General features: G+C 65.5%; 25 protein-coding genes. 10 read left to right on the forward strand and 15 right to left on the reverse strand.

The genetic code is table 11. The features are described 5' to 3' along the window. Positions 1-113: 113 nt before the first annotated feature. From EEB18_RS11165 to EEB18_RS11215, 11 genes are all read right to left on the reverse strand, one after another. Positions 114-341 (reverse strand): hypothetical protein, encoded by a 228-nt coding sequence (locus tag EEB18_RS11165; RefSeq protein WP_235535528.1) that lies wholly within the window; start codon positions 339-341, stop codon positions 114-116. Between the two features lie 154 nt (positions 342-495). Further along, entirely contained in the window at positions 496-2,529 is a 2,034-nt protein-coding gene (locus EEB18_RS11170; RefSeq protein ID WP_187139201.1) for a 3-hydroxyacyl-CoA dehydrogenase NAD-binding domain-containing protein, read from the reverse strand. Positions 2,530-2,550: 21 nt separating this feature from the next. Beyond that, complete coding sequence (locus tag EEB18_RS11175) at positions 2,551-3,765, reverse strand: serine hydrolase domain-containing protein (RefSeq protein WP_187139200.1); 1,215 nt, start codon at positions 3,763-3,765, stop codon at positions 2,551-2,553. After that, entirely contained in the window at positions 3,762-4,709 is a 948-nt protein-coding gene (locus EEB18_RS11180; RefSeq protein ID WP_187139199.1) for an aldo/keto reductase family protein, read from the reverse strand. Before EEB18_RS11180 ends, EEB18_RS11175 begins: the two co-directional genes overlap by 4 nt. A gap of 13 nt (positions 4,710-4,722) precedes the next feature. After that, positions 4,723-5,526: an SDR family NAD(P)-dependent oxidoreductase gene (locus EEB18_RS11185; RefSeq protein ID WP_056342217.1), complete on the reverse strand. Its 804-nt coding sequence runs from the start codon at positions 5,524-5,526 to the stop codon at positions 4,723-4,725. Between the two features lies 1 nt (position 5,527). Continuing rightward, positions 5,528-6,301, reverse strand: coding sequence for an SDR family NAD(P)-dependent oxidoreductase (locus EEB18_RS11190; RefSeq protein WP_056342220.1), 774 nt, complete (start codon positions 6,299-6,301; stop codon positions 5,528-5,530). Next, entirely contained in the window at positions 6,298-7,365 is a 1,068-nt protein-coding gene (locus tag EEB18_RS11195) for a phosphotransferase family protein (RefSeq protein ID WP_056342223.1), read from the reverse strand. Before EEB18_RS11195 ends, EEB18_RS11190 begins: the two co-directional genes overlap by 4 nt. After that, on the reverse strand, positions 7,362-8,453 hold the full coding sequence (locus EEB18_RS11200; RefSeq protein WP_187139198.1) for a Zn-dependent alcohol dehydrogenase: 1,092 nt from the start codon (positions 8,451-8,453) through the stop codon (positions 7,362-7,364). The genes EEB18_RS11195 and EEB18_RS11200 overlap by 4 nt, the downstream gene beginning before the upstream one ends. A 120-nt stretch (positions 8,454-8,573) precedes the next feature. After that, the gene (locus tag EEB18_RS11205) at positions 8,574-9,863 is read right to left on the reverse strand and encodes an acyl-CoA dehydrogenase family protein (protein ID WP_187139197.1); all 1,290 of its coding nucleotides are present in this window, start codon (positions 9,861-9,863) and stop codon (positions 8,574-8,576) included. A gap of 111 nt (positions 9,864-9,974) precedes the next feature. Then, positions 9,975-11,432 (reverse strand): MFS transporter, encoded by a 1,458-nt coding sequence (locus EEB18_RS11210; RefSeq protein WP_056342232.1) that lies wholly within the window; start codon positions 11,430-11,432, stop codon positions 9,975-9,977. Further along, entirely contained in the window at positions 11,429-12,286 is an 858-nt protein-coding gene (locus EEB18_RS11215; RefSeq protein ID WP_187139196.1) for an SDR family NAD(P)-dependent oxidoreductase, read from the reverse strand. The genes EEB18_RS11210 and EEB18_RS11215 overlap by 4 nt, the downstream gene beginning before the upstream one ends. A 171-nt stretch (positions 12,287-12,457) precedes the next feature. Between EEB18_RS11215 and EEB18_RS11220 the strand changes: the two genes are divergently transcribed. The 4 genes from EEB18_RS11220 to EEB18_RS11235 all read left to right on the forward strand — a co-directional run bounded on the left by EEB18_RS11220 (position 12,458) and on the right by EEB18_RS11235 (position 16,448). Further along, positions 12,458-13,639, forward strand: a complete 1,182-nt coding sequence (locus EEB18_RS11220) for an acyl-CoA dehydrogenase family protein (protein ID WP_187139195.1) — start codon at positions 12,458-12,460, stop codon at positions 13,637-13,639. A gap of 3 nt (positions 13,640-13,642) precedes the next feature. Further along, positions 13,643-14,761 carry an acyl-CoA dehydrogenase family protein gene (locus EEB18_RS11225; RefSeq protein WP_187139194.1) on the forward strand — a complete coding sequence of 373 codons (1,119 nt, stop codon included), beginning with the start codon at positions 13,643-13,645 and terminating at the stop codon, positions 14,759-14,761. A 133-nt stretch (positions 14,762-14,894) separates the two neighbouring features. Then, a complete protein-coding gene (locus EEB18_RS11230; protein WP_056342243.1) occupies positions 14,895-15,698 on the forward strand; it encodes an SDR family oxidoreductase in 804 nt (267 codons plus the stop codon). 234 nt (positions 15,699-15,932) lie between these two features. Next, on the forward strand, positions 15,933-16,448 hold the full coding sequence (locus EEB18_RS11235; protein WP_187139193.1) for a hypothetical protein: 516 nt from the start codon (positions 15,933-15,935) through the stop codon (positions 16,446-16,448). Between the two features lie 115 nt (positions 16,449-16,563). On the opposite strand, the gene ppc is transcribed toward EEB18_RS11235, so the two are convergent. Both ppc and EEB18_RS11245 read right to left on the reverse strand, forming a co-directional pair. Then, positions 16,564-19,242 (reverse strand): phosphoenolpyruvate carboxylase, encoded by a 2,679-nt coding sequence (gene ppc, locus EEB18_RS11240; RefSeq protein ID WP_187139192.1) that lies wholly within the window; start codon positions 19,240-19,242, stop codon positions 16,564-16,566. Between the two features lie 78 nt (positions 19,243-19,320). After that, entirely contained in the window at positions 19,321-19,767 is a 447-nt protein-coding gene (locus EEB18_RS11245) for a hypothetical protein (protein ID WP_187139191.1), read from the reverse strand. A 182-nt stretch (positions 19,768-19,949) separates the two neighbouring features. On the opposite strand from EEB18_RS11245, the gene EEB18_RS11250 reads away from it, so the two are divergent. Next, on the forward strand, positions 19,950-20,498 hold the full coding sequence (locus EEB18_RS11250) for a hypothetical protein (RefSeq protein ID WP_187139190.1): 549 nt from the start codon (positions 19,950-19,952) through the stop codon (positions 20,496-20,498). Positions 20,499-20,516: 18 nt separating this feature from the next. On the opposite strand, the gene EEB18_RS11255 is transcribed toward EEB18_RS11250, so the two are convergent. After that, positions 20,517-20,939 carry a YbaY family lipoprotein gene (locus tag EEB18_RS11255; RefSeq protein WP_187139189.1) on the reverse strand — a complete coding sequence of 141 codons (423 nt, stop codon included), beginning with the start codon at positions 20,937-20,939 and terminating at the stop codon, positions 20,517-20,519. A gap of 81 nt (positions 20,940-21,020) precedes the next feature. After that, positions 21,021-21,587, reverse strand: coding sequence for an HNH endonuclease (locus EEB18_RS11260; RefSeq protein ID WP_056342256.1), 567 nt, complete (start codon positions 21,585-21,587; stop codon positions 21,021-21,023). Positions 21,588-21,758: 171 nt separating this feature from the next. Here EEB18_RS11260 and gluQRS point away from each other — a divergent pair, with 171 nt between their 5' ends. The 5 genes from gluQRS (at position 21,759) to egtD (ending at position 25,975) form a co-directional block, all read left to right on the forward strand. Next, on the forward strand, positions 21,759-22,607 hold the full coding sequence (gluQRS, locus tag EEB18_RS11265) for a tRNA glutamyl-Q(34) synthetase GluQRS (RefSeq protein ID WP_187139188.1): 849 nt from the start codon (positions 21,759-21,761) through the stop codon (positions 22,605-22,607). A 9-nt stretch (positions 22,608-22,616) separates the two neighbouring features. Next, positions 22,617-22,841: an HIG1 domain-containing protein gene (locus EEB18_RS11270; protein ID WP_056342260.1), complete on the forward strand. Its 225-nt coding sequence runs from the start codon at positions 22,617-22,619 to the stop codon at positions 22,839-22,841. 19 nt (positions 22,842-22,860) lie between these two features. Further along, positions 22,861-23,442 carry a cob(I)yrinic acid a,c-diamide adenosyltransferase gene (locus EEB18_RS11275; protein ID WP_187139187.1) on the forward strand — a complete coding sequence of 194 codons (582 nt, stop codon included), beginning with the start codon at positions 22,861-22,863 and terminating at the stop codon, positions 23,440-23,442. Between the two features lie 234 nt (positions 23,443-23,676). Further along, the gene (egtB, locus tag EEB18_RS11280; protein ID WP_187139186.1) at positions 23,677-24,987 is read left to right on the forward strand and encodes an ergothioneine biosynthesis protein EgtB; all 1,311 of its coding nucleotides are present in this window, start codon (positions 23,677-23,679) and stop codon (positions 24,985-24,987) included. Position 24,988: 1 nt separating this feature from the next. Further along, positions 24,989-25,975 (forward strand): L-histidine N(alpha)-methyltransferase, encoded by a 987-nt coding sequence (gene egtD, locus EEB18_RS11285; protein ID WP_187139185.1) that lies wholly within the window; start codon positions 24,989-24,991, stop codon positions 25,973-25,975. The last annotated feature ends 35 nt before the right edge of the window (positions 25,976-26,010 follow it).

Below are 26,010 nucleotides of genomic sequence, written 5' to 3' on the forward strand. Positions count from 1 at the left end.
CAGCCAATCCAAACCCAACTCCGTTTGCATCGAGCGAAGTCGAGATGCGTCTGGCGCGGTGCTGGCGTGTCTCGACTTCGCTCGACACAAACGGGAGGTTGGGGTGACGGCTGCTAGTAAAAATCTGCCGTCTCGCCGCCGTCCTTCCGTTCGCCGCGGTGCACCTGCGTCGGTGCCTTGCGGTCGCCGGTGCGGACTTCCAGCCGCCCATCGACCCGCCGCACTTCCGCCGGCGCGATGATTCGCGCCCGCGCGATGCCGACCGCGCTCGCTTGCGGCGTCGCGACCGGCGCCGAGGCGGCCGTGCTTCCGGTGAGCAGCAGGATAGCGAGCAGCGACATGGCATTCATGCTCTGCCCTAACGGCAGGTCTTGCCAGCGCTTTAACCCTGAATCGCAAGTCTTCGCTCATGCCTGCGGCGGCTCCCAGGCAAAAGAAAGGCCGTCTGCCCCGCGGTGGGACAGACGGCCTGCCTTTCGTGAGTGAAGGGGCCTTTTAGAAGCCGCTCTTCGCCTCGGCCTTTTCCTTGAGCAGCGGGGCGACCGCGAAGCCATGCTTCTCAAGCGCCGCGACGATCTTGTCGGTGCCTTCCAGCCCCGCCCAGAACATCGGGCCGCCGCGATAGACCGGCCAGCCATAGCCATAGATCCACACGACATCGATGTCCGACGCGCGCTGCGCCTTGCCTTCGGCGAGGATCAGCGCGCCTTCGTTGACCATCGGGTACAGCGTGCGCTCGATGATTTCCTGGTCGCTGATCTCGCGCTTCGCCTTGTTCGACTGCTGGCGGAAATCCTCGATGATCTCGGCGACTTCGGCGCTCGGGGTCGGGTTGCGCTTCTCGTCATAGTCGTAGAAGCCCTTGCCGGTCTTCTGCCCCCAGCGGCCCTTGGCGGCGAGCGCGTCGCGGATGCTTTCGATGCGCGTCGGGTCGCGGTGCCAGCCGATGTCGACCCCGGCGAGGTCGCTCATCTGGAACGGGCCCATCGGCATGCCGAAATCGACATGGACCTTGTCGATCTGCTGCGGCGTCGCGCCTTCCATCAGCAGGTTCATCGCTTCGACCTGGCGCGGCTTGAGCATGCGGTTGCCGATGAAGCCGTCGCACACCCCCGCGACCACCGCGACCTTGCCGATCTTCTTGCCGATCGCCATCGCCGTCGCCAGCGCGTCGGGCGCGGTCTTGTCGCCGCGCACCACTTCGAGCAGCTTCATGACATTCGCGGGCGAGAAGAAATGCATGCCGAGCACGTCGCCGGGACGGCTGGTCGCGGTCGCGATCTCGTCGATGTCGAGGTAGCTGGTGTTCGACGCGAGGATCGCGCCGGGCTTGGCGATCGTATCGAGCTTGGCGAAGATTTCCTTCTTCACGTCCATATTCTCATAGACCGCCTCGATGATCAGGTCGCAATCGGCCAGATCGTCGAGGTTGAGCGTCGGGGTCAGGATGCCCATCATTTGCTCGACCTGTTCGGGCTTGAAGCGGCCCTTCGCCGCCGACGCCTCATAATTTTTGCGGATCACCCCGGTGCCGCGGTCGAGCGCTTCCTGCTGCATCTCGACGATGGTGACCGGGATGCCCTTCTGGAGGAAGTTCATGCTGATGCCGCCGCCCATCGTGCCGGCGCCGATCACGCCGACCTTCTTGATGTCGCGCAGCGCGGTGTCCTTGGGCAGCCCGTCGATCTTCGCGGCCTGGCGTTCGGCGAAGAAAATGTGGCGCTGCGCCGCCGACTGGCTGCCGAACATCAGCTTGGTGAATTCCTGGCGCTCGAACGCGAGGCCCTCGTCGAACGGCAGCCGCGTCGCGGCCTCCACACAGGCGAGGTTCGCATAAGGCGCGTCGAACCCGCGCCACTTTTTGGCATTGGCGGTCTTGAGCTGTTCGATGATCGCGACGTCGCCGAACACGGCGCGTTCGCGCGTCGGGCGCGGGCCGTCGGCGATCTTGGTACGCGCAAAGGCGATCGCGTCGGCGGCGAGGCTGTCCTCGCCCGCGAGCGCGTCGACGAGGCCGAGTTCCTTCGCCTTGGCGGCAGGCAGCGGATCGCCGGACGACACCATCGTCGCGGCGGCTTCGACGCCGACGACGCGCGGCAGGCGCTGGGTGCCGCCGGCACCGGGCAGCAGGCCGAGCTTGACCTCGGGCACGCCCAGCTTCGCTGAGGGAACCGCGACGCGGTAATGGCAGACGAGCGCGGTCTCGAGCCCGCCGCCGAGCGCGGTCCCGTGAATCGCGGCGACGACCGGCTTGGTCGCCTGTTCGATGCTGTTGAGCACCGCGTTGAAATCGGGGCCGCGCGGCGCCTTGCCGAATTCGCTGATGTCGGCGCCGGCGATGAAGGTGCTGCCGTCGCAGCGCAGCACGATCGCCTCGACGCTGTCGTCGGCGAGCGCGGTCGCGAAGTGATTGGCAAGGCCCTCGCGGACGTGCCAGCTCAGCGCGTTAACCGGCGGGTTGTTGACGATGACGACGGCGACATTGCCGTCTTTCTCCAGCGTGACGCTGTTCGGGGTTTCTTCGGACATTTCAGGCTCCTTGAATGGGGATCAGTCGTTGAGCGCGGCGTGGATCAAGGTCTTGACCTCGCGCCGCACGGGATAGGTGGAAGAGGGCATGAGCTGGGTCATGAAGACCATCGCGATTTCTTCGACCGGATCGACGAAGAAGCCGGTCGAGAACATGCCGCCCCAATAATAGTCGCCGACCGACCCGGGGGTCAGTGTCTGCGCCGGCTGCTCGGTCACCGCGAAGCCGAGCCCGAAGCCGACCCCGGCATTTTCGGCCTCCGAAAAGATGCCGACGCTATGCTGGACGAGGTCGCCGCCGCCGACGAGATGGTTCGCGGTCATCAGCGCCAGCGTCTTACGGCTGATGATCCGCACGCCGTCGAGCGCCCCGCCGCCGAGCAGCATCAGGCAGAAGCGATGATAGTCGGCGAGCGTCGAGACCAGTCCGCCGCCGCCCGAATGGAAGCTGCGGTCCTTCGCCCAGCGGCTCTTGTCGCCGCTGTCGAACGCTTTCATCTTCGCCTGCGGGTCGAACATATAGCAGTCGGTCAACCGGTGCTGCTGGTCGGCGGGGACCTTGAAGCCGGTGTCGACCATGGCGAGCGGGCCGAAGATGCGCTCTTGCAGCACCTGCGCGAACGGCTTGCCCTCGATGCGTTCGACCACCGCGCCGAGCACGTCGGTCGCCATCGAATAGTTCCAGTGCGCGCCGGGGTCGAACTGCAGCGGGATTTTCGCGAGCCCCGCGATGAAGCTGTCCATCGTATAATCGGCGTCGAAATCGTCGATTCGCGCCTTGCGGTACGCGGCATCTACGGGGGTGCGCTCCTGAAACCCGTAAGTCAGCCCGGCGGTGTGGCGCAGCAGGTCGACCATGCGGATCGGCTGCGACGGTGCGCGGGTCAGGAAGGGCACATTGCCGCCGCCCGCGACAAAGACGCCGGTGTCCTTGAACTCGGGGCAAAATTTGGTGAGCGGATCGGAAAGCGCGACCTTGCCCTCCTCGACCAGCATCATGAAGGCGATGCTGGTGATCGGCTTGGTCATGCTCGCGATGCGGAAGATCGCATCGTCCTTGAGCGCCTCGCCGGGCCGGCCCTCGCCGACGAGCGACTGATGCACGATCTCGCCGCGCCGCGACACCAAGGTCGCCGCATGCGGCAGGCGGCCGGTGTCGACATATTTGGCCTTGAGGAAGGCAGGGATGCGGTCGAGCCGCGCGGCATCGAAACCCGGATTCTTGGACCCACTCACGAAATGCGAACTCCTTCGAGGATGGCGGCGGCCTCGGCGAGCAGCGCATGATCGATCGTCAGATCGGCCGCGGCGGCGGTCTCGCGCAACTGTTCGGGTCGGCTTGCGCCGACAATCGCGCTGGTGATGCCCGGCTGCGCGAGCACCCAGGCGATGGCGAGCTGCGCCATGGTGCAACCCGCCTTGTCGGCGAGCGGATTCAGCCTTTGCACCGCTTCGAGCACCGGGTCGGTCAGGTAGCGGCCCATGAAATGGGCATCCTCGCCCGATGCGCGGCTGCCGGCGGGGATTTCGGCGCCGGGGGCATATTTGCCGCTGAGCACCCCCATCGCGAGCGGCGACCAGACGATCTGCCCGATGCCATTCGCGATGCTGATCGGGATCACCTTCGCCTCGGCACGGCGATAGAGCAGGCTGTATTGCGGCTGGCTCGACACGAATTTGACATGGCGAGGCGCGAGCGCCAGCGCCGCCTCGATATTCTCGGGCGACCATTCGGAAAAGCCGATCGCGCGCGCCTTGCCGCTCGTCACGACCGCGCTCAACGCTTCCATCGTTTCCTCGAGCGGGGTGTCGGGATCGTAGCGATGGCATTGATAGAGATCGACATAGTCGGTTTTCAGCCGCGCCAGGCTGGCATCGATCTGCTTTTCGATCTGCGCCCGGCTCAGTCCCTTGTCGCTGTCCGACATCGGAAAAAAGGCCTTGGTCGCGAGGACATAGGAATCGCGCGCATGCCCCTTCAGCGCTTCCCCCAGAAACTCCTCGGCGGCGCCCCGGCCATAGACGTTGGCGGTGTCGATGAAGTTGATGCCCACATCCAACGCCGCCTCGACGCAGGCGCGCCCGGCGCTGTCGTCGACCCCGACCCCGTAAGTGAGCCAGCTGCCGAGGCAGATCGTCGAAACGCGGATGCCGCTGTCGCCGAGCTCGCGATATTTCATGCGTCCAAATTCCTTAGTGCGAGGTCTGGCCCAGAAGCTGGCGCGTCACCGGGTGCGAGCTGGTCAGCCCGCCATCGACCGCGATCGCCTGTCCGTTGACATAGCTCGCCTGGTCGCTGGCGAGGAAGAGCGCGACATTGGCGAGTTCCTCGGGCTGCGCCGCGCGCTTCAGCGGATTGAGCTGGCCCAGCTTGTGGGTGACCTCCTTGGCCTTGGCATAGTCGAAAGTCGGCTTGGTCATCCCCGTCTCGGTCAGCCCGGGGCAGATCGCGTTGACGCGCACGCCGCTGGTGGTCAGCTGTTGCGCGGCGGTCTTGGCGAGGTTGATCACCCCCGCCTTCGACGCCGAATAGGCGCCGGGGCCGGCGCCCGAATTGATCCCCGCGACGCTCGCGGTCAGGACGATCGCGCCGCCGCGGCCCTGGTCGACCATCGCCTTGCCGGCATGCTTCACCATCAACGCCGGGCCGATCAGGTTGACGCGCAGCGTCTCGGCCCAGGCGGCCGGATCGAAATCGAAAATACCGCCCATGTCGCCGATGATACCGGCGTTGGCGAAGGCCACGTCGAGTCCGCCGAAGCTGTCCTTCGCGGTCGCGACCAGCTTTTCGACATCGGCCTCGACGCCCGCGTCGATTTCGAGCGCGACGACCTCGCCGCCCGCGTCCTTCACCAACTGCGCCGTATCATGCACCGCTGCGGTCTTGTCGCCGAGCACCAGCTTCGCGCCCTCGGCGGCGAAGCGCAGCGCGCTCGCGCGTCCGATACCCGAACCGGCGCCGGTGATGATCGCGATCTTGCCGTCCAATGCGCCCATCTTATCCTCCGCTCGAAGTGTTGCCGCCGTCGATGACGATCGTCTGGCCGGTGGTGAAGCCGCCGGCACGGCTGGCGAGGAACACCGCCGCCCCGGCGATTTCCTCGGGCTCGCCGATCCGGCGCAGCGACGATCGCCGCGTCGAAACTTCCAGATTCTCGGGATTTTCCCACAAAGCGCGGGCGAAATCGGTCTTGATCAGCCCCGGCGCGATGCAATTGACGCGCACGCCCTGCGGCCCGAATTCGTCGGCCAAATTGCGCGCCATCTGCATGTCGGCGGCTTTCGAAATCGCATAGGCGCCGAGGATCGACGAGCCTTTGAGGCCGCCGATCGAGCTGATGATCGTGATCGACCCCTTGCCCGCCGCCAGCATCGCGGGCGCACACATATGCGCCAGCCAATGGTTCGACAGGATGTTGTTTTCCATGATCTTGCGGAACTGGTCGTCGCTGATTCCCGCCGACGGCCCGTAATAGGGGTTCGACGCGGCGTTGCAGACGAGCGCGGTGACCGGGCCGAAGGCCGCGACGGTCTCGTCGGCCAGATTCTGCAGCCCGTCCTTCGACGAGATATTGGCGGCGATCGCGATCGCGGTGCCTTCGCCATATTGCGCGTTGAGTTCGGCCGCGACCGCGTCGCACGCGTCCTGCTTGCGGCTCGAAATCACGACCTTGGCGCCGTGGAAGGCCATCGCCTCGGCGATGGCCTTGCCGATGCCGCGCGACGATCCGGTGATCAGCGCGACCTCGCCGGTCATGTCGAACAGGTTCATGCGCCCGCCTTCTTTGCGAAATCCCAGGCCCTTTCGGCGAGCGGGCGGACACGCTCGGACATGTCGCGCGCATGCTGCGACGAGGCGGTGCCGTCGATCACGCGCTTCTTGATGCCTTGGATGATGCCCGCGAGGCGGAAGAAATTATAGGCGAAATACCAGTTCATGTCGGGCACCCCGTCGCGGCCCGTCGCGGCGCAATAACGGGTGACCATTTCGCCCAGTTCGGGAATGCCCAGGCCCACGCGGTCGAGATCCTCGACCCCCGACCGGCCGCCATTTTCGGTGACCCACGCCATCGCGACATAGGTGAAATCGGCGAGCGGATCGCCCAGCGTCGACAGCTCCCAATCGAGCACCGCGAGCACTTCGGGGCGGTCCTTGGCAAAGATCATATTGTCGATGCGGTAATCGCCATGAACGACGCTGGTGCGCGTCTGTTCGGGCAGCGTCGCGGGCAGCCACGCAATCAGCCGCTCCATCTCGTCCATCGTCTCGGTTTCGGAGAGGCGGTACTGCTTGGTCCAGCGGTCGACCTGGCGGCCGAAATAATTGCCCGGCTTGCCATAGTCCGACAGCCCCGCCGCCTCCACATCGACATTGTGCAGCGCGGCGAGCGTATCGATCATCGCCTCGTAAGTGGCGCGGCGATTCTCCGGCGTCGACCCCGGCATCGCGCCGTCCCAGATCGTCTGGCCATCGACCATGCCCATGACATAGAACCAGCTGCCGACGACGCTGTCATCGGTGCACAGGCCATATTGGCGCGCGACGGGGAAACCGGCCTTATGAAGCCCCGCTTGCACCTTATATTCGCGGTCGACCGCATGCGCCGAGGGCAGCAGCTGGCCATAGGGCTTGCGGCGGAGGACATAATTGCCCGACGGCGCCGAAATCTTGTAGGTCGGGTTCGACTGGCCGCCGGCAAATTTGCCCTGCGTCAGCGGGCCCTCGAAGCCCTCGACATTCGCCTCCATCCATGCGGTCAGCTTCGCCTCGTCGAGGATATCGGCGCCCTCGGGCGCGACGGTGCCGCTGAAGGCCTTTTGTGCGTCCAATGTCATTGGTCGAATACGATCACCGAACGGGCGGCGTCGCCTTTCTTCATCTTGTCGAACCCTTCGTTGATCTGCGCGAGCGGGATCGTCTCGGCGACGATGCTGTCGAGGTCGAGCAGTCCGCGCAGGTAGAAATCGACGAGGCGCGGAATATCGACCGGGAAGCGGTTGCCGCCCATGATCGCGCCCTGCAGTTTCTTGCCGCTGAGCAGGTCCATCGCCGACAGGCCGACCTTCTCGCTGAGCGGCATCATGCCGAGGATCGTCGCGGTGCCGCCGCGGCGTAGCGAGGCGACCGCGAGGCTGGCCGAGGCCGGGCGCCCGACCGCTTCGATTGCATGGTCGACGCCGCCCTTGGTCAGCTCCAGAATTTGCTTCGCGGCATCGTCGGCGAGTGCGTCGACGACGTCGGTGGCGCCGAGCTTGATCGCCAGCGCGCGCTTTTCGGGCACCGGATCGGCGGCGATGATCCGCCCCGCGCCGGCGATCTTCGCGGCGTTGATCGTCGCGAGGCCGACGCCGCCGCATCCGACGACCGCGATCGTCTCGCCCGGGGTCACCTTGCACGCGTTGAAGATCGTTCCCGCACCGGTCGTCACCGCGCAGCCGATCACCGCGGCGCGGTCGAGCGGCATGTCGGGGTCGATGCGTACACAGGCATGTTCGTGGACCAGCATCGTCTCGGCAAAGGCGCTGAGGTTGAGCATCTGGTTGACGATGCTGCCGTCGGGGCGCGTGATGCGCGGCGGCTGACCGGGCGCGCGGCGGGTGTCGCCGCCCATGCACAAGGACATGCGGCCGCTGACGCAGAATTCGCAATGGCCGCAAAAGGCCGACAGGCAAGTCACGACCGCGTCGCCGACCTTGACCGTGCGCACTTCGCTGCCGACCGCCTCGACGATGCCAGCGGCCTCATGGCCGGGAATGGCCGGAAGGGGATGCGGATAGGCCCCGTCGATGAAGTGCAGGTCCGAATGGCAGAGGCCGCACGCGGCGGTGCGGATGCGGACCTCGTGCGGGCCGCAATCGGCGATCTGGACGGTTTCGATCTGCAGCGGCTTGCCGGGTTCGATCAGGATGGCGGCTTTGGTCATTCAAATCTCCGTTCAGTTCCCCTCCCGCTTGCGGGAGGGGCTAGGGGAGGGCTTGTCACGTGGGGCGGGCGCCAACAGGCCCTCCCCCGACCCCTCCCGCAAGCGGGAGGGGAGTTTCAATTAGCGCGACACGCCGATGTCGCCCGACGAGAAACCCGGCTCGCTCGCTTCGCTATGCTTGGCGAATTCGATCCGCGCCACCGCGCGCTCATGCACTTCGTCGGGACCGTCGGCGAGCCGCAGCGTGCGCTGATGCGCATAGGCCTTGGCGAGCCCGAAATCTTCCGACACGCCCGCGCCGCCATGCGCCTGGATCGCATCGTCGATGATCTTCAGCGCCATGTTCGGCGCCTGCACCTTGATCATCGCGATCTCGGCCGCGGCCGACTTGTTGCCGACCTTGTCCATCATGTCGGCGGCCTTGAGGCAGAGCAGCCGCGTCATTTCGATGTCGATGCGCGCGCGCGCCAGGCGATGTTCCCAGATGCTATATTCGGCGACCTTCTTGCCGAAGGCGACGCGCGACTGGAGGCGCTTCGCCATCTTGGCAATCGCCTCCTCGGCGACGCCGATCGTGCGCATGCAATGGTGGATACGGCCCGGCCCGAGGCGGCCTTGCGCGATCTCGAAGCCGCGGCCCTCGCCGAGCAGCATCGCCTCTTCGGCGTTGACCCGGACGTCCTTCAGCTCGATTTCCATATGGCCGTGCGGCGCATCGTCGTAACCGAACACCGGCAGATGACGCAAAATGTTCACTCCCGGCGCGTCGAGCGGCATCAGCACCATCGACTGCTGCGCGTGGCGCTTGGCGGCGAAGTCGGTCTTGCCCATCACGATCGCGATGTTGCAACGCGGATCGCCCGCGCCCGACGACCACCATTTGGTGCCGTTGATGACATAATCGTCGCCGTCGCGCTCGATGCGCGTCTCGATGTTGGTCGCGTCGGAGGACGCCACTTTCGGTTCGGTCATCAGGAAGGCCGAACGGATCTGGCCGTTCATCAGCGGTTTGAGATATTTTTCCTTCTGCGCCGCGGTGCCATAGCGGTGGAACACCTCCATGTTTCCGGTGTCGGGCGCCGAGCAGTTGAACACTTCGCTGGCGAAACCGACGCGGCCCATTTCCTCGGCGCACAGCGCATATTCGAGGTTGGTGAGGCCGGGACCTTCGAACTCGATCGTTTCGTCGACATGGTGGTGCGCGGCGCTGCGCGGCGGCATGAACAGGTTCCAGATCCCGGCCTCTTTCGCCTCGGCCTTCAGATCCTCGACGACCTGGATGACTTTCCAGCGGTCGCCTTCCTTGTCCTGCTTGTCATAGGTGGGGACGGCGGGACGCACCTTGCGCTCGATGAAGTCGCGTACGCGGTCGCGCCAATAGACCTGCCGGTCGGTGAGATCGAAATCCATGCTCGCATCCTTCCCTTTACGTTTACGTAAGCCCATGGACCGATTCGGCCCCGCTTGCCAAGCCCTGCGGCCTCAAAATTACACCCTTTCGCCGCCTCGCGAACTTTTCCGTTACGGATGTGGTCTTGCCGCTTCCGCCGCTTCCGCCATCGCCGCGACCCGCGCTTCGTGGTCGGCACGCGAAATCGGGAATCGCGAGATGAACCAGATGCTGGCGATGGCGAAGAGGACAAGAACGGCCAGGAAATAGACCGCCAGATTGTCGAGGATCGACTGGTCGACCTGACCCGGCGTCGCCTTGGCCGGAAAATTCGCCGCTCCGATGATCTGCCCGGTCAGGAACAGGCCGATGCCGGTCGCGCATTTCTGGACGAAGAAATAAGCCGAGAAGAAAATGCCTTCGGACCGCTCACCTGTTTTTTCCTGCGACGCCTCGACGATGTCCGATGCCATCGACTGGGCGAGCATCATCGACGCGACCGAAAAGGCGTTCGAGATGGTGATCAGCGCGAACAGCGTCGGGATCAGCGCCGATGCGCCATTGTCGGGGAACAGGCCGATGAAGCGCAGCAGATAGGGGGAAACCCCGAAACACAGCGCGAGCACCCCCGCCGCCACCGCGCCGGTTCGCTTCTCCATCCGTTTCTGGAGCAGCCCGACGACGAGGAAGGCGCCGACCACGCCGACGAACAGGGTCGCCGAATAGGCGATGAAGCCCGCCTGCGGCATCAGCCAGTAGTAAGTGAGCAGATAGGCGGTGATCGAAAAGGTCAGGCCCTGGTTGACGAAGGCGAAGACCGAGCTGCCAAGCAACACAAGGAAAGCCTTGTTCGACAGGATGGTCTTGATCTTGCGCAGCGTCTGTCCCAGCGGCAGGTGCGTCGGCGGCGCCGCGTCGGGGTGGGCGAGGCGTCGGTGGGTGGTCAAGGCCGACACGCTGGTCGCAAGGATCATCAACACCGCACCGGTCCAGCCATAGAGCTGATAGCCGTCGAGATTGAGCTGGCCGACGGGGTATTTTTCGCTGGGTACGAGGAAAAAGCCAAAGGCCAGCGTCAACATGACGAGCCCGCCGGCCCAGCCGAAGACGAAGCGCCAGCGCGTCAGCGAGGTCCTTTCGTCATAATCGCTGGTCAGCGCCGGGACGACCGACAGCGCGGGGATTTCATAACAGGACACCGCGGCGCGCATCAGGAAGGCGAAAAGCAGCAGATAGCCATAGAGCCATTGCTGATCGAGTGACGGCGGGTGCCACAGCATGATCCAGGCGAACGCCATCGGCAGGATCGCCGCATACATCCACGGGTGCCTCTTGCCCCAGCGGCTGTGCGTCTTGTCGCTCCAGTAACCGACCATCGGGTCGATGATCGCATCCATGAACAGCGCGAGCAGCAAGATCAGCCCGACGATCCGCGCATCGAGTCCGAGGACCTGATTGTAGAGCAGCATGAGGAGGGTGGCGAAGCCATTGTCCTTCACGCCATAGGCAATCGACCCGAAGCCGTTGCCGAGCTTGATGGGCAGGGGCAGTTTTCCGGAGGGCGGCAGCGCGCTCGCCGTTGCGCTCACGCGGGTGCTCCCGCCTTCGCCGCCTCCTCCATCGCTGTCAGGGCGTCGAACATCCCGGGCGCTTCGGGGTCCCAGGCGTGGCGCTGACCGATGGTCAGCCCGCCGTCGACGAGCATATGGGTGCCGGTCATGAAGCTCGATTCCTCGCTCGCCAGATAGGCGACGGCGTTGGCGATATCCTCGGGTTGGCCGCCGCGCGCGACGGGCTGCGCCTGCGCGCTCATTCCCGCGATGATCGCATTCGCCTCGCCTTTCATCGCGTCGGGCACGTCGAGCGATGCGGTGAAGATATTGGTGTTGATGAAGCCCGGACAGATCGCGTTGACGCGGATGCCATAGCGGGCGAGGTCGGTCGCCGCGACCTTGGTCAGGTGGAGTACGCCCGCCTTCGCCACGGCATAGGCGGTCGGCGAATAGCCCGCGCCGAGCGCCGCGACGCTGGCGGTGTTGACGATGCTCGCGCCCTTGCGGCCCTTCATATGCGGGCTGGCGTAGCGAATCCCCATCGCCACCGATTTCAGCACCAGGTCCATCGTGCGGTCCCAGCCTTCGGGGGTGATCTCGTCGATCGGCGCGCGGTCGCCGCCCGCGGCGGCGTTGTTGAACACGATGTCGATGCCGCCCGCCTTCGCGGCGGCGGCATCCATCAGCGCTTCGATGTCCGCGGGTTGCGTGACGTCGCAGCGGACGAAATCGATCTTGCCGTTCGACTGTTCGGCCAGCGCTTGTCCGCCCTTTTCGTCGATGTCGGCGGCGAAGACATGCGCGCCCTCGCCGGCGAGTTTCAGCACCGCAGCCTTGCCGATGCCCGATGCTGCGCCGGTGACGACGGCGACCTTGCCTGCGAATCGCATATCCTGCTCCCGTTTTATTTTGCGACCTAAGCTTAGGCGCGTGGAAAGGCGCGTCAACGCCCGGCAATCGGACGCTACGGTGCCGTAACGGCAGGTCGCGGGTCCCAAGTTGACGCTTGCGTAAACTAGCGAAGCGGACGTAGATTTGGCGGCAGAAGAGGAGCCCGAAGGATGAGCGAACTGGACGCTTTCCGCACCGAGGTGCGGGAATGGCTGGAGGCGAACTGCCCCGCCGAAATGCGCGAACCGATCCGTGACGAGGATGACGTCTGCTGGGGCGGGCGCAACTTCAAGTTCAAGAACGCGGCGCAGAAGCAATGGCTCGATGCCTGTGTTTCCAAAGGCTACACCGTCCCCGACTGGCCCAAACCCTATGGCGGCGCCGGGCTGACGCCCGAGCAGACCAAGGTCTTCAAACAGGAAATGAAGCGCATCCATGCGCGCTCGCCGCTCGACAGCTTCGGCATCTGGATGCTCGGCCCCGCGCTGCTGCAATTCGGCACCGAAGAGCAGAAGGTCGAGTATCTGAACCCGATCGCGCGCGGCGAAATCCGCTGGTGCCAGGGCTATTCCGAACCCGGCTCGGGCAGCGACCTCGTCAGTCTGCAGACCTTCGGCGAAGACAAGGGCGATCATTGGGTCGTCAATGGGTCGAAGATCTGGACGAGCTATGCCGACAAGGCCGACTGGATTTTTTGCCTCGTCCGCACCGACAAGGCGAATAAATATCAGGGCATTACCTTCATGCTCTTTGACATGGCGAGCAAGGGCGTCACGACCAAGCCGATCCTGCTGATTTCGGGCAATTCGCCCTTCTGCGAAACCTTCTTCGACGATGTCGAAGTGCCCAAGACGCAGTTTATCGGCGAGATCAACCGCGGCTGGGACGTCGCCAAATATCTGCTCGGCCACGAACGCGAGATGATCTCGGGCGGCGGCGCCGGCGGCGACATGGTCAGCATCGGCGGCGCCTTTGCCAAGGCGTTCGGCAAGAATGCCGCCGGCGAACTCGACGATCCGATATTGCGCGCCGAAATGGCGGCGTTCGACGTCGATGTCTTTGCCTATCGTGCGATGGGCGAACGCTTCATGGACATGTGGAAGACCGGCCGCGCGCATCCGGCGTCGTCGAACATGATGAAATATGTCGGCACCGAGCTGAACAAGCGCCGCCACGAACTCGTCATGTCGGGCGGCGGCAGCGAAGCGCTCGAATGGGACAGCGCAGAGACCAAGGGCGGCGCGCGCGCGCGCGGCTGGCTGCGCACCAAGGCCAATTCGATCGAAGGCGGGACGAGCGAAGTCATGCTCAACGTCATCGCCAAGCGTATCCTCGACCTGCCCGGAGCCTGACCCATGCCTTTGTATCACAATGAAGACCAGGCGATGCTCAAGGACAGCGTCGCGCCCTTCGTCGCCGAACAGGCGCCGGTTTCGCACCTGCGCAAGCTGCGCGATACCGCCGACGCCACCGGCTTTTCGCGCGACCTCTGGGCGCAGTTCACCGACATGGGCCTGCCCGGCATGCTCGTTCCCGAGGCGCATGGCGGGCTCGGCATGGGGCATATGGAGGCGGGCATCGTGCTCGAGGAAATCGGCCGCAACCTGACCCCGTCGCCCTTCCTGTCGACCGGCGTCGGCGCGGTCGCCGCGCTGGCGAAGGCCGGCGGCACGCAGGCCGAGCGCTGGCTCCCCGCGATCGCCAGCGGCGAAGCGATCATCGCGCTCGCGATCGACGAAGGCGCCAAGCACCGCCCCGACCGTATCGCGACCAGCGCGACGCGCTCGGGCAACGGCTTCCGCCTCGACGGCAAGAAAAGCTTCGTCCTCCACGGCCATGTCGCCGACATGAGCATCGTCGCGGCGAAGACCGACGGCGGCATCACGCTGTTCGCGGTGCCCAAGGATGCCAAGGGCGTCACCGTCGATCCGCGCCGCCTCGTCGACTCGAGCCTCGCCAGCCATGTCACGCTCGACGGTGTCGAACTCGATGCCGACGCGGTGATCGGTGAGGTCGATGCCGGCGGCGACATCCTCGACGCGCTGCTTGCCGCGACCCGCACCGGTGCCGCCGCCGAAATGGTCGGCGTCGGGCAGGGGGCGATGGATATGACCGTCACCTACCTCAAGGAACGCAAGCAGTTCGGCAAGCTGATCGGCGAGTTCCAGGGACTCCAGCACCGCGCCGCGCACCTCTATGGCGAGATGGAAGTCGCGCGCGCCACGGTGATGAAGGCGCAGGAACTGCTCGATCAGGGCAGCGAGGGCGCCAGGCTGATGGTCTCGGTCGCCAAGGCCAAGGCCGGCCGCGCCGCCAACCTCGCGGTACGCGAGGGCGTCCAGATGCACGGCGGCATCGGTATGACCGACGAATATGACATCGGCCTCTACATGAAACGCGACCGCGCTTTGGCGGAGTATATGGGCGATGTGCATTACCACATCGACCAGGTCGCGCGGATGAACGGCTACTGATCTCACCCCTCCCGCAAGCGGGAGGGGCAGCGAGACTTGCGAACTCGTTCGCTAGTCGCAGCGGGGAGGGCATCGAGCCCACAGGCCCCACCCCAACCCTCTCCTGAAGGGGAGGGAGCAAAAGGATGAGACAATGAATCTCAATGACATGTTCGGCCTCGACGGCCGCATCGCGCTCGTCACCGGCGGCTCGCGCGGCATCGGCAAGATGATCGTCGAGGGCTATCTCGCCGCGGGCGCCGCGCGCGTCTATATCTCGGCGCGCAAGAGTGCGCAGATCGAGGAAGCTGTCGCCGATTTCGAAACGCGCTACCCGGGCAAGGTCATCGGGCTTCCCGTGGACCTCTCGACCGTCGAGGGCTGCCGCGCGCTGGCCAAGGAACTCGAAGCGCGCGAGGAACGCCTCGACATCCTCGTCAACAATGCCGGCGCGGCCTGGGGCGAACCCTTCGAGGGTTTCCCCGAGGCGGGCTGGGACAAGGTGATGGACATCAACGTCAAATCGCCCTTCTTCCTGACGCAGGCGCTGCACGGGCTGCTCAAGGCCGGCGGCACCGCGGCGCGGCCCTCGAAGGTCATCAACATCGGCTCGATCGACGGCCAGCGGCTCAACCCCTGGGAAACCTACAGCTATCATGCGTCGAAGGCGGCGATCCTCTACCTCACCAAGCGCCTCGCGGCGCGGCTGGTTTCGGATCATATCCTCGTCACCGCGATCGCCCCCGGCGCCTTCCAGTCGGACATGAACAAGGCCGCGCGCGACCACGGCGATGCGGTGGCGCAGAGCATCCCGGTCAAGCGCATCGGCGTGCCCGAGGATATGGCCGGCGCCGCGATCTTCCTCGCCTCGAAAGCGGGCGACTATGTCGTCGGCGACACGATCACCGTCGACGGCGGGCTGGTCCACGGCGATGTGCGGACGAGCATCGACGCGTAGCGAAAGAAAAAAATCGCGCAGAGGCGCAGAGAGCGCAGAGATTTTGTTTTGCGCTGGGGCGCGGTCGAAGGACGAGGAAAAGATTGGCGGCTTTGCCGCCCTTTCCTTTCTCTCTCGGCGTTCTCTGCGCCTCTGCGCGAATCATATCATCCACGGCCGAGGCGACGCGTCGTGGAAATTGACTCCGTCCACGCCTAGGTGTATTATTAATATAACTCACCAAGGAGATGGCCCATGCGTTTCGCGTTCCTCATTCCCCCGATGATGCTCCTCGCCGCCTGCGGGCAGGACGAAAAGCCCAAGAACTCCCCCGAACTGACGATCAACGCCGACGGCGACGGCGGCGCGGTCCACATCACCTCGGGCAAGGACGGTGGCAAGCTCAAGATCGACGGCACCGGGGTCAATATCGACCTCGACATCCCCGATATCGCCGACCTCGATATCAACAGCGATTTCGACATCGACGGAGTGAAGCTGTTCCCGGGCAGCCAGATCACCACGATGGACATCAACGCCAATGACAAGAATGGCGCCAATGACGCGGTGGTGAAGTTCGGCTTCACCTCGCCCGCGACCCCGGCGAAGGCGGCCGACTGGATGGCGGGTGAATTCGCGAAAAAATCGATCAAGGTCAGCCGCACCGGCGACACCCTCGCGGGCACGGACAAGGACGGCGACGCCTTCACCGTCGCCTTCGCCCCTGACGGCGCGAACGCCAAGGGCGAGGTGCGGATCGTTTCGAAATAGGGTGGCCAAGACCCGCCCAACCTCCGTTTGTGTCGAGCGAAGTCGAGACACGCTGGCGCGGCGTTTGCGTGTCTCGACTTCGCTCGACACAAACGGGATAGGGTAGGGCTCGGCTCTACCCGCTGTTCCGCAAGGCCGTCGCGATCGCGTTGATCGTCAGCTGAATGCCCTCGGCGATCCGGGCATCGGTCTCGCCCGCGCGGTGGCGCTTCATCAGCTCGATCTGCAGCAGGTTGAGCGGCTCGATATACGGCAGCCGCAACCGGATCGACGCCTCGAGCGCCGGATTCTTCTCAAGCAACCGCGTCTGGCCGGTAATTTCGAGCAGGCCGTCGTGCGCGCGGTTCCAGCCGTCCTTGATCCGCCCGAAGATCGCGTCGTGCCCGTCGATATGGCTCGCCAGCCCCGCATAATGCGCCGCGATCCCCATGTCGGATTTCGCGAGCACCATCTCCATATTGCCGAGCAGCGCGCCAAAGAAGGGCCAGCTCGCCGCCATATCCTTGAGCAGCACCTTGTCGGCGAACCCCGAAAACGCCTCGCCCGTCCCGTACCAGCCGGGCAGCATGACGCGCGCCTGCGCCCAGCTGAACACCCAGGGGATCGCGCGCAAATCCTCGATCGCGGTCGACTTGGTGCGGCTCGACGGCCGCGATCCGATCTTCAGCGTCGCGATCTCGGCGATCGGGGTCATCGCGCGGAAAAAATCCTTGAAGGTCGGGGTGTCGTAGACCAGCCCGCGATAGGCGGCGAAGGCGCCGTCCGACACCGCGTCCATCGCGGCGGTAAAGCGCACGCAGTCGGCCGCTCCCAATATCTCGGGCTCGAGGCTGGCGAGCAGGCTCGCCGACACCATCGATTCGAGGTTGGTCGCCGCGCTGTCCGCCGTGCCATATTTCGCGCCGATCACCTCGCCCTGTTCGGTGATGCGGATGCGGCCCTGCACCGTGCCTGCGGGCTGGGCGCGGATCGCGGCAAAGGCACTGCCGCCGCCGCGCCCGACCGCGCCGCCGCGGCCGTGGAACAATTGCATCGAGGGTCCGGCGGCGGCGAAGACCGGGGTCAAAGCCTGCGACGCCTGGTGCAGCCCCCAGGTCGAGGTCAGATAGCCGCCGTCCTTGTTCGAATCCGAATAGCCGATCATCACTTCCTGATGCCCGCGCAGCGCCACTTGCGGGCCGATTTCGGGCATCGCGAAGTATCGCGCCATGATCGCCGGCGCCTTGTCGAGGTCGGCGATCGTCTCGAACAGCGGCACGACCATCAGGTTGCTCTTGCCCGCCGCTTCGCCGCTCCGCCACAGCCCCGCCTCGCGCGCCAGCACATGGACTTCGAGCAGGTCGGACAAGGTCTGCGCCATGCTGATGATCCACTGGCAGATCGCATCGGGGCCGAGCCGCGCGCGGACATCGGCGGCGGCGCGGACGATCGCCAGTTCGCCTTCGGTCTCCTCGCTCCACTCGTGCCACGACGCCGCGAGCGGGCGGTCGCTCGCCAGCTCGGCGGTGAGCAGCGCGACGCGCGCCTCTTCATCGAGCGCGGCATAATCGTCGCACACCCCCGCGACGCGCAGCACTTCGCCGAGCACGCGTTCGTGGACCGCGCTGTTTTGCCGCATGTCGAGCGTCGCGAGGTGGAAGCCAAAGACTTCGACCGCGCGGATCAGCCGCCCCAGCGCGCCGATCCCGCCGAGTTGGCCTTCGCCGCTTGCTTCGAGGCCGTCGGCCAGCATGACAAGATCGCGGCGGAAGTCGCCCGGGGTCGCATAGGGTTCGCCGGTCAGCGCCGACGGGCGCGGCGCGGGCTTGCCGGTGATCGCGGTGAAGGTCGCGCAGAGCCGGGCATAAATGCCCGACAGCGCGCGGCGATAGGGTTCGTCGCGGCGGCTCGGCGCGGTGTCGCCGCTCGCCTCGGCCAGCGCCTCGACCGCTTCGGGCACGGGGGCGAGTCCCGCCGACACCGACAGTTCGGCGCCGAGCGCGTGGACCGCGTCGCTATAATGGCCGAGCACCGCGGCGGCGTTGCGCGCGGTCGCTTCGCGCAGCGTCCCGGCGGTGACGAAGGGATTGCCGTCGCGGTCGCCGCCGATCCAGCTGCCGACGCGCAGGAAACTCGCGGGACGCTGCCCCAGCTCCTTCTCCCAGCGCGCATAAAGTTTGGGCAGCACCGGCAGAAACACGTCGCGCAGGTAAGTCAGCGCATTGTCGATCTCGTCGGCGACGAACAATTTCTCGGTGCGCAGCGGCCGTGTCTGCCACAACAGCACGATCTGGCGGCGGATCGCGTCCTCGACGATATCGCCCTCGGCGGTCTCCTCGGCGCCCGCATCGCGCAGCAGCATCAGTTCGGCGATGCGGTTCTTGTGGTCGAGCATCGACTTGCGCCGCACCTCGGTCGGGTGCGCGGTCAGCACCGGTGCGACCAGCGCGGCGCTCATCAACTGCGCGACCGCGTCGCTATCGATCCCGCCGTCCTTCAGTCGCGCCAGCGCCGCCGCGACCGTCGCCTCGGGCTCGGCCGCGATCCCTTGCCGGTCCTCGGCAAGGTTGGCGAGCATCGAGAAGAGCATGAAACCGCGCACAAAGGCGATGGTGTCGTCGAGGCTGAGCGCATCGAGCCCGGTGTCGATCGCCTCGGCCCCGTCGATCCCGCGGTGCCGGTCGACGCTGACCGAGCGGATATATTCGGTCTGCCGGTACAATTTCTCGCCGCCATAAGCGCGGATGACGTCGCCCAGGATCCGCCCCAGATAGCGGATGTCGGGATTTTGCGAGATCTGGATCGGAGGCCCCATGCGCGGTTGCTGCACCTGCGAAGGCACAGCGTCAAGCCGGGGATGGACGCGCATAGCTATGCCATGCGCACAGCCTCTTCAGGCGAAGGTGTCGATGACGTCGTCGCTGAACCCGCGCCCCCTGCTCAGCGCGAGCGCGCCACGCACCCCGCCGACCATCGCGGCGAACATGATGATGCCGACGACCCAGTTGATGATGTTGCCGTTGAGCACCATGCCAAGCGCGTAGAGCGCGGCGGAGATGATTGCGAGGATCGCCCCGCGTCCATAACGCAGCATCGTCGCGGCGATCAGCATCAGCGCCAATTGCGCCAAAGTCAGCAACAGCACGGGATGCGCCTGTCCGAGCAGCGCGATCAGATTGTCGAAACCCACCGACGCGTACAGCAGGAATGCGCTTGCGCCAGCGACGATATACAGTGCCAGCGATGCCGTCTGCGCGGCATTGAGCGCCCCCGCGCGCGTCGTCAGGTCGGGCGACCAGAGATTCTTGAACGTGTTACCCGAGCCGCCTTCATACGCCATGAATATTCCCCCCTTGCAGGCCGCCGCGCACCCCCGCACGCCAGCCGTCCGCCCGTCTCGCTATCGTAGGCCAAGGCTTCGATCCAGCCCTAGTTTGAGCTTACTCAGCAAACCACCGCAACGCGATATATGGTTGCGTATCGGACAGGGTCGCGCGACCATCATCCAATGGAGCGAGGGATATGAAAAACAGGAACGCCATCTTTGCCATATGGATGGCCTTGTTCGTCGCAATCGGCCTGGTATTGGCTCTGGCAATCGCGCCCGGTGAGGCCGAAGAAGATTTTATTCTATCCCCGCCTATCCAACCCACGGCAGGGTCTGTGCCGATTACGCCTTGGCCCGACGCCAGCGAGGTTCGGCTAATCGTTGCTGATTTATCCTTTGAGGATCAGGCAAAAAGGGGGGCGTGGACGTCGCGGCCGGAGGGGGTGGTACTAACGTCCCAACAGCGGGCGATTGTCGACAAGTCGGTCCATCTCTATCGGATGACGAAGAAGGAGGCGGACAACCGAGCCTATGTCGACTGCTTCATCCCGCATCATTTTTTCCGATATTATGACAAGTCGGGACGTCAAATTGGCGAACTTCAGATATGTTATTGCTGCCAAGGCATCGCCATGGAACCCGCGCTCCGTCCCACGGACATTTATGACGAATGGCAGTTTGATTTCCCTAGGGTGGAAAAGATGCTGCACGAGATGGGTGTATCCACCGACATTAATTGCTGAAAGCTGCGGCGCCGATCGTCAGCGCGTTTTCACCAGCACCAGCGTGCCCAGGTCGATCGCCGGCCGGCCGTCGAAGGTCACGCCATTGTGCGTGTCGGTGATGAACATCAGCCTGCCCGAGGCGTCGGTGATCCGCGCCGAGACCGAATAGCGGCCGCGCGGGTCGAGGCGGCGCTCGTCGACCGTCAGCGAGAAAGCGAAGGGCACCTGCCGGCCGTCGGCGGTGAACGACTGCTGCGCGATCGTCTTCGACGGTGCGTCCATCAGGCTGACGTCGGCGAGCGTGACCTCGACCTGCGCGGTCGGCGGCAGCGCCATGCGCTCGCGATAGGTGATGCTGCCGGTGACCGACACCGGCTGTTCGGACGGCATGATCGTCGCGCAGGCGGCGAGCGGCAGGGCGGCGAGGGCGAGCGCGAGGTTGCGGGTGAAGCGCGCCATGAGGTTTCTCCTGTTTTCGATCGATGCGGCCCGCTAGCGCCGCCCCGCTGAACCTACGCTGTCCGCTTCGTTATGTTCCAGTCACCCCTCCAGCTCGACGTCCCAGTACAGCCAGTCGATCCAGCTCGTATGCAGATAGTTCGGGGGGAAGCAGCGGCCATTGTCCTGCAACTGCCACGACGTCGGGCGCCAGGGCTGGCGGTGGATCGGCATATGCGCCTGTTGCGGCGTCCGCCCGCCCTTCTTCAGATTGCACGGCGCGCAGGCGGTGGTGACATTCTCCCATGTCGTGCGCCCGCCGAGGCGGCGCGGCACGACATGATCGAAGGTCAGATCCTTGCCCGACCCGCAATATTGGCACGCGAAGCGGTCGCGCAGGAACAGGTTGAAGCGCGTGAACGCCGGGTGCTGCGACGGCTTCACATATTGCCGCAGCGCGATGACGCTCGGGATCGGCATCGTCCGCGTCGGCGAATGGATTTCGCGCTCGTAATTTTCGACGATCGTCACGCGGTCGAGAAACACCGCCTTGACCGCGGTCTGCCACGGCCACAGGCTGAGCGGGTAATAGCTGAGCGGCGTATAGTCGGCGTTCAAAACAAGCGCGGGGCAACTATCGGGATGCCGGGCAAGATCGGGATGGAACATGGCTTGGTAACGCAGCCCCCTTTGCTTCTCGGGTTGGCGCGCCACTGCCTTCCTCAAGTGACAGGGTCATTACATGACGTATCAGAATCTGACGTCAAGGGGGCATCGTCCGCAACATATGGGAAGGTTTCCCTGAGTGTCCCACATGATGTGGAGAATCCGGTTTAAACCATGCTGACCCGTTTCGCCCCCAGCCCGACCGGCGACCTCCACCTTGGCCACGCCTATAGCGCCGTCCTCGCGTTCGACGCCGCGCGCCGCGCCGGCGGCGCCTTCCATATCCGTATCGACGACATCGACGGCAGCCGCTCGCGCGAGGCCTATGTCGCGGCGTCGCTCGCCGACCTCGCCTGGCTCGGCATCGCTTGGGATGGCGAGCCGCTGCGCCAGTCGGAGCGGCTCGCGACCTATCAGGCGGCGCTCGACGATCTGGTCGCCCGCGATCTCCTCTACCCCTGCTTCTGCACCCGCGCCGATATCGCCGCGAGCCTCGCGGCGCCGCACGGGCCATCCGGAGCGATCTACCCCGGCACCTGCCGCCACCTGACCGAAGCCGAACGGGCAAGCCGCGCCAGCGAACCGCATTGCTGGCGGCTCGACATGGCGAAAGCCGCCGATGTCGCGGGCGAACTTCATTGGGAAGGGCGGGGGAAAGGCCCCCGGCTGGCCGACCCCCGCGCACATGGTGATGTCGTGCTTGCGCGCAAGGATGCCCCCGCCAGCTACCATCTCGCCAGCACCGTCGACGACGCGATGATGGGGGTGACGCACATCATCCGTGGCGCCGATCTGATCGCCGCGACCGACGTCCACCGTCTGCTTCAGGCGCTGCTCGGCCTGCCGACCCCGCTGTATCGCCACCACGCGCTCGTCTGCGGCCCCGACAGCAAACGGCTGGCGAAGCGCGACGCCGCGGCGTCGCTCGCCGCGCTGCGCGCCAGCGGCGCCGACGGACACGCGCTCGCCGCCGATCTGCTCGGCGGACGGCTTCCCACTGGCTATTCGCTGCAAATGCCCTAGATAGACGACATGTCCATCCTGCTCATCCTCGGCGTCGTTGTGGCGGCCGGCTTCGTCCTCTTCTCGCTCGCGCGCGGACTCTTCTATTTCTCGCAAGGCCACCGCGCCGCGATGGACGGCACGGCGCACGAGAATCAGGTGATGCAGAACAAGATGATGATGTCGCGCGTGAAGTGGCAGGCGATCACGATCATCCTGATCGTGCTGATCGGCCTGCTCGCCGCGGGGCAATAGGCGTCCGCGCCCGCGTCCGATGGTCAAGCTCAACAAGATCTACACGCGCACCGGCGACGACGGCACCACCGGGCTCGTCGACGGTTCGCGCATCGCCAAGTCCGACGCGCTGATGGCGGCGATCGGCGACGTCGACGAAGCGAACAGTGCGGTCGGTATCGCCGCCGCCGCGCTCGACCCCGCCAGCGACGAAGCGGCGATGCTGTCGCGCATCCAGAACGAGCTGTTCGACCTCGGCGCCGATCTCGCCACCCCCGCCGATATCCAGTTCGGTTTCGGTCCGCACGCGATGGCGCTGCGCATCGTGCCCACGCAAATCGCGCGGCTCGAGGACGAGATCGACGCGATGAACGAGCATCTCGGCGCGCTCAAAAGCTTCATCCTGCCCGGCGGCACCGAGGCGGCGGCGCGGCTCCACCTCGCGCGCGCCATCGCCCGCCGTGCCGAACGCGCGGCGGTCGCCGCGGGGGCGACCCGCGACCTCAACCCGCTCGCGCTCACCTATCTCAACCGCCTCTCGGACCATCTGTTCGTGCTGACGCGCCACCTCAACGCCGCGGCGGGCGGTGACATCCTCTGGAAGCCTGGCGCGACGCGCTGAGACAATCCTCCCTGTGGCGAAGCCATGGGGAGGTGGCAGCGCGAAGCGCTGACGGAGGGGCTATGACGCGGCGTTGCGGCCCCTCCACCACCCTTCGGGCGGTCCCCCTCCCCATCGCTGCGCGACGGGGAGGATTGCTTATCGTTCCCCAAATGTTCTAGACATTCTCTCGCCCTGTAACCATATTCCTCCTCCGCTGCGAAACCGAATCACCGTCCGGGGGATTGTCTCAACATGGCCAGCCGCACCGATGCTCCGCTGATAGTCCAACTTGCCGATCTGGCAGCAGAGCTGACGCAGCGCTTCGCCGCGACGCGCCGCCTGTCGCTCGATCTCGTCGCGACCCTGTCCGACGCCGATGCCAGCGCGCAGTCGATGCCCGACGCGTCGCCCGCCAAATGGCACCTCGCGCATACGAGCTGGTTCTTCGAAACCTTCGTCCTGCGCGACCATGTGCCGGGCTATGTCTTGTTCGACGCCCGCTACCCCTTTCTTTTCAACAGCTATTATGACGCCGAGGGGCCGCGCCACGCGCGGCCGCAGCGCGGGCTGCTGACGCGTCCGTCGCTCGACGAAATCCGCATCTGGCGCGCCCATGTCGACACCGCGGTGCAGAGCGCGCTGCCCGACCTGTCGCGCGCCGCGCTGGCGCTGGTCGAACTCGGCCTCCATCATGAACAACAGCATCAGGAACTGCTGCTCACCGACCTGAAGCATCTTTTCGCGCAAAACCCGCTCGGCCCCGCCGCATGGGAAAAAAGTGCAATCGCGAATGAAGTTGCACAGTTTTCTGCGCCTTCTGCCGCATCGGGCGATGCCGGCGCGATCCGCTGGGTGAAGGGTGCCGAGGGCGTGGTTTCGGTCGGCCACGGCGGCGACGATTTTGCATTCGACTGTGAAGGTCCGCAGTTTTCGGCGCTTCTCACCCCGCACGCCTTGGCCAGCCGCCCCGTCACCAATGGCGAATGGCAGCAATTTATCGCCGACGGCGGCTATCATACCGCGTCGCTCTGGCTCAGCGACGGCTGGGCGTGGGTGCAGCGCGAGGATGTCGAGGCGCCCGCCTACTGGCGCGACGGGCGGCAATTCACGCTTTCGGGCTGGCGCGATATCGACGCGCACGCGCCCGTCACCCACATCAGCTTTTTCGAGGCCGACGCCTTCGCCAGCTGGGCCGGCGCGCGGTTGCCGACCGAAATCGAGTGGGAGGCCGCAGCCGCGGCGCTCGACCCCGCATCGGGCGACCAGCTCGACGGCGCCGGACCCGTCCAGCCATCCGCCGAACCCGCCGCCGACATCGGTCTGCAACAGATGTTCGGCAGCGTGTGGGAATGGACCGGCAGCGCCTATCGCCCCTATCCCGGCTTCCGCGCCGCACCCGGCGCGGTCGGCGAATATAATGGCAAGTTCATGAGCGGCCAGTTCGTCCTGCGCGGCGGCAGCTGTGCGACCCCGCGCGGCCATCTGCGCGCCTCCTACCGCAATTTCTTCTATCCCCACCAGCGCTGGCAGTTCACCGGCGTGCGGCTAGCCAAGGATCTCTGACATGGGTGTCGTTCGCAATCTCCGCCAGGTCGATGCCGATGCCGCAGGGATCGATATCGCCTTTCGCGCCGACGTCCATGCGGGATTGTCGCAGGCGCAAAAGGCGGTGCCGGCGCGCTGGTTCTACGACGCGACGGGATCGGCGTTGTTCGAGGATATCACGACGCTCCCCGAATATTATCCGACGCGCAGCGAGACCGACCTGCTCAAACGCCATGCCGGCGAAATGGCCGCGGCGATCGGCCCCGGCCGCGCGGTGGTCGAACTGGGATCGGGCAGCTCGACCAAGACGCCGCTGCTGCTCGAAGCGATCCGTCCCGCCGCCTATGTCCCGGTCGATATTTCGGGCGATTTCCTGCGCGAAAGTTCGGACGCGCTCGCCGTGCGCTTCCCGGGGCTCGCCATCTATCCGGTCGAGGCCGATTTCACCCAGCGCGTCGCGCTGCCGCGCGAAATCTGCCCGCTGCCAAAGCTGGGGTTCTTTCCCGGCTCGACGATCGGCAACATGGTCGCGCGCACCGCGATCGACCTGCTGCGCAACTGGCGCGAGGCGCTCGGCGACGGTTCGCTGCTGCTGATCGGTATCGACCGGATCAAGGATATCGCGGTCCTCGAACGCGCCTATGACGATCCGGCGGGGGTGACTGCGACGTTCAACCTCAACCTGCTCACCCGCATCAACCGCGAACTCGGCGGTACGATCCCGGTCGACAATTTCCTTCACCGCGCCGTCTGGGACGACGTCCATGCGCGGATCGAAATGCACCTCGTCGCCGCCTGCGACATGGACTTCACCGTCGACGGCCGCCGTTATCATATGGCGAAGGGCGAGACGATCCACAGCGAGAACAGCCATAAATACGGAGCCCGCGACGCGAACCTGCTGCTCCGCGCCAGCGGCTGGACCCCGGTCGCGACGTGGGACGATGCCGATCCCGCCTTTGCCTTGATCCTTGCCGAAGCGACCGCCTTCCGCTCGGCCCCCTGACGCTCCATCCCTTGACGCGCCAGCCCGAAGCCGTA

Source organism: Sphingopyxis sp. OPL5, assembly GCF_003797775.2.
Taxonomy (GTDB): domain Bacteria; phylum Pseudomonadota; class Alphaproteobacteria; order Sphingomonadales; family Sphingomonadaceae; genus Sphingopyxis.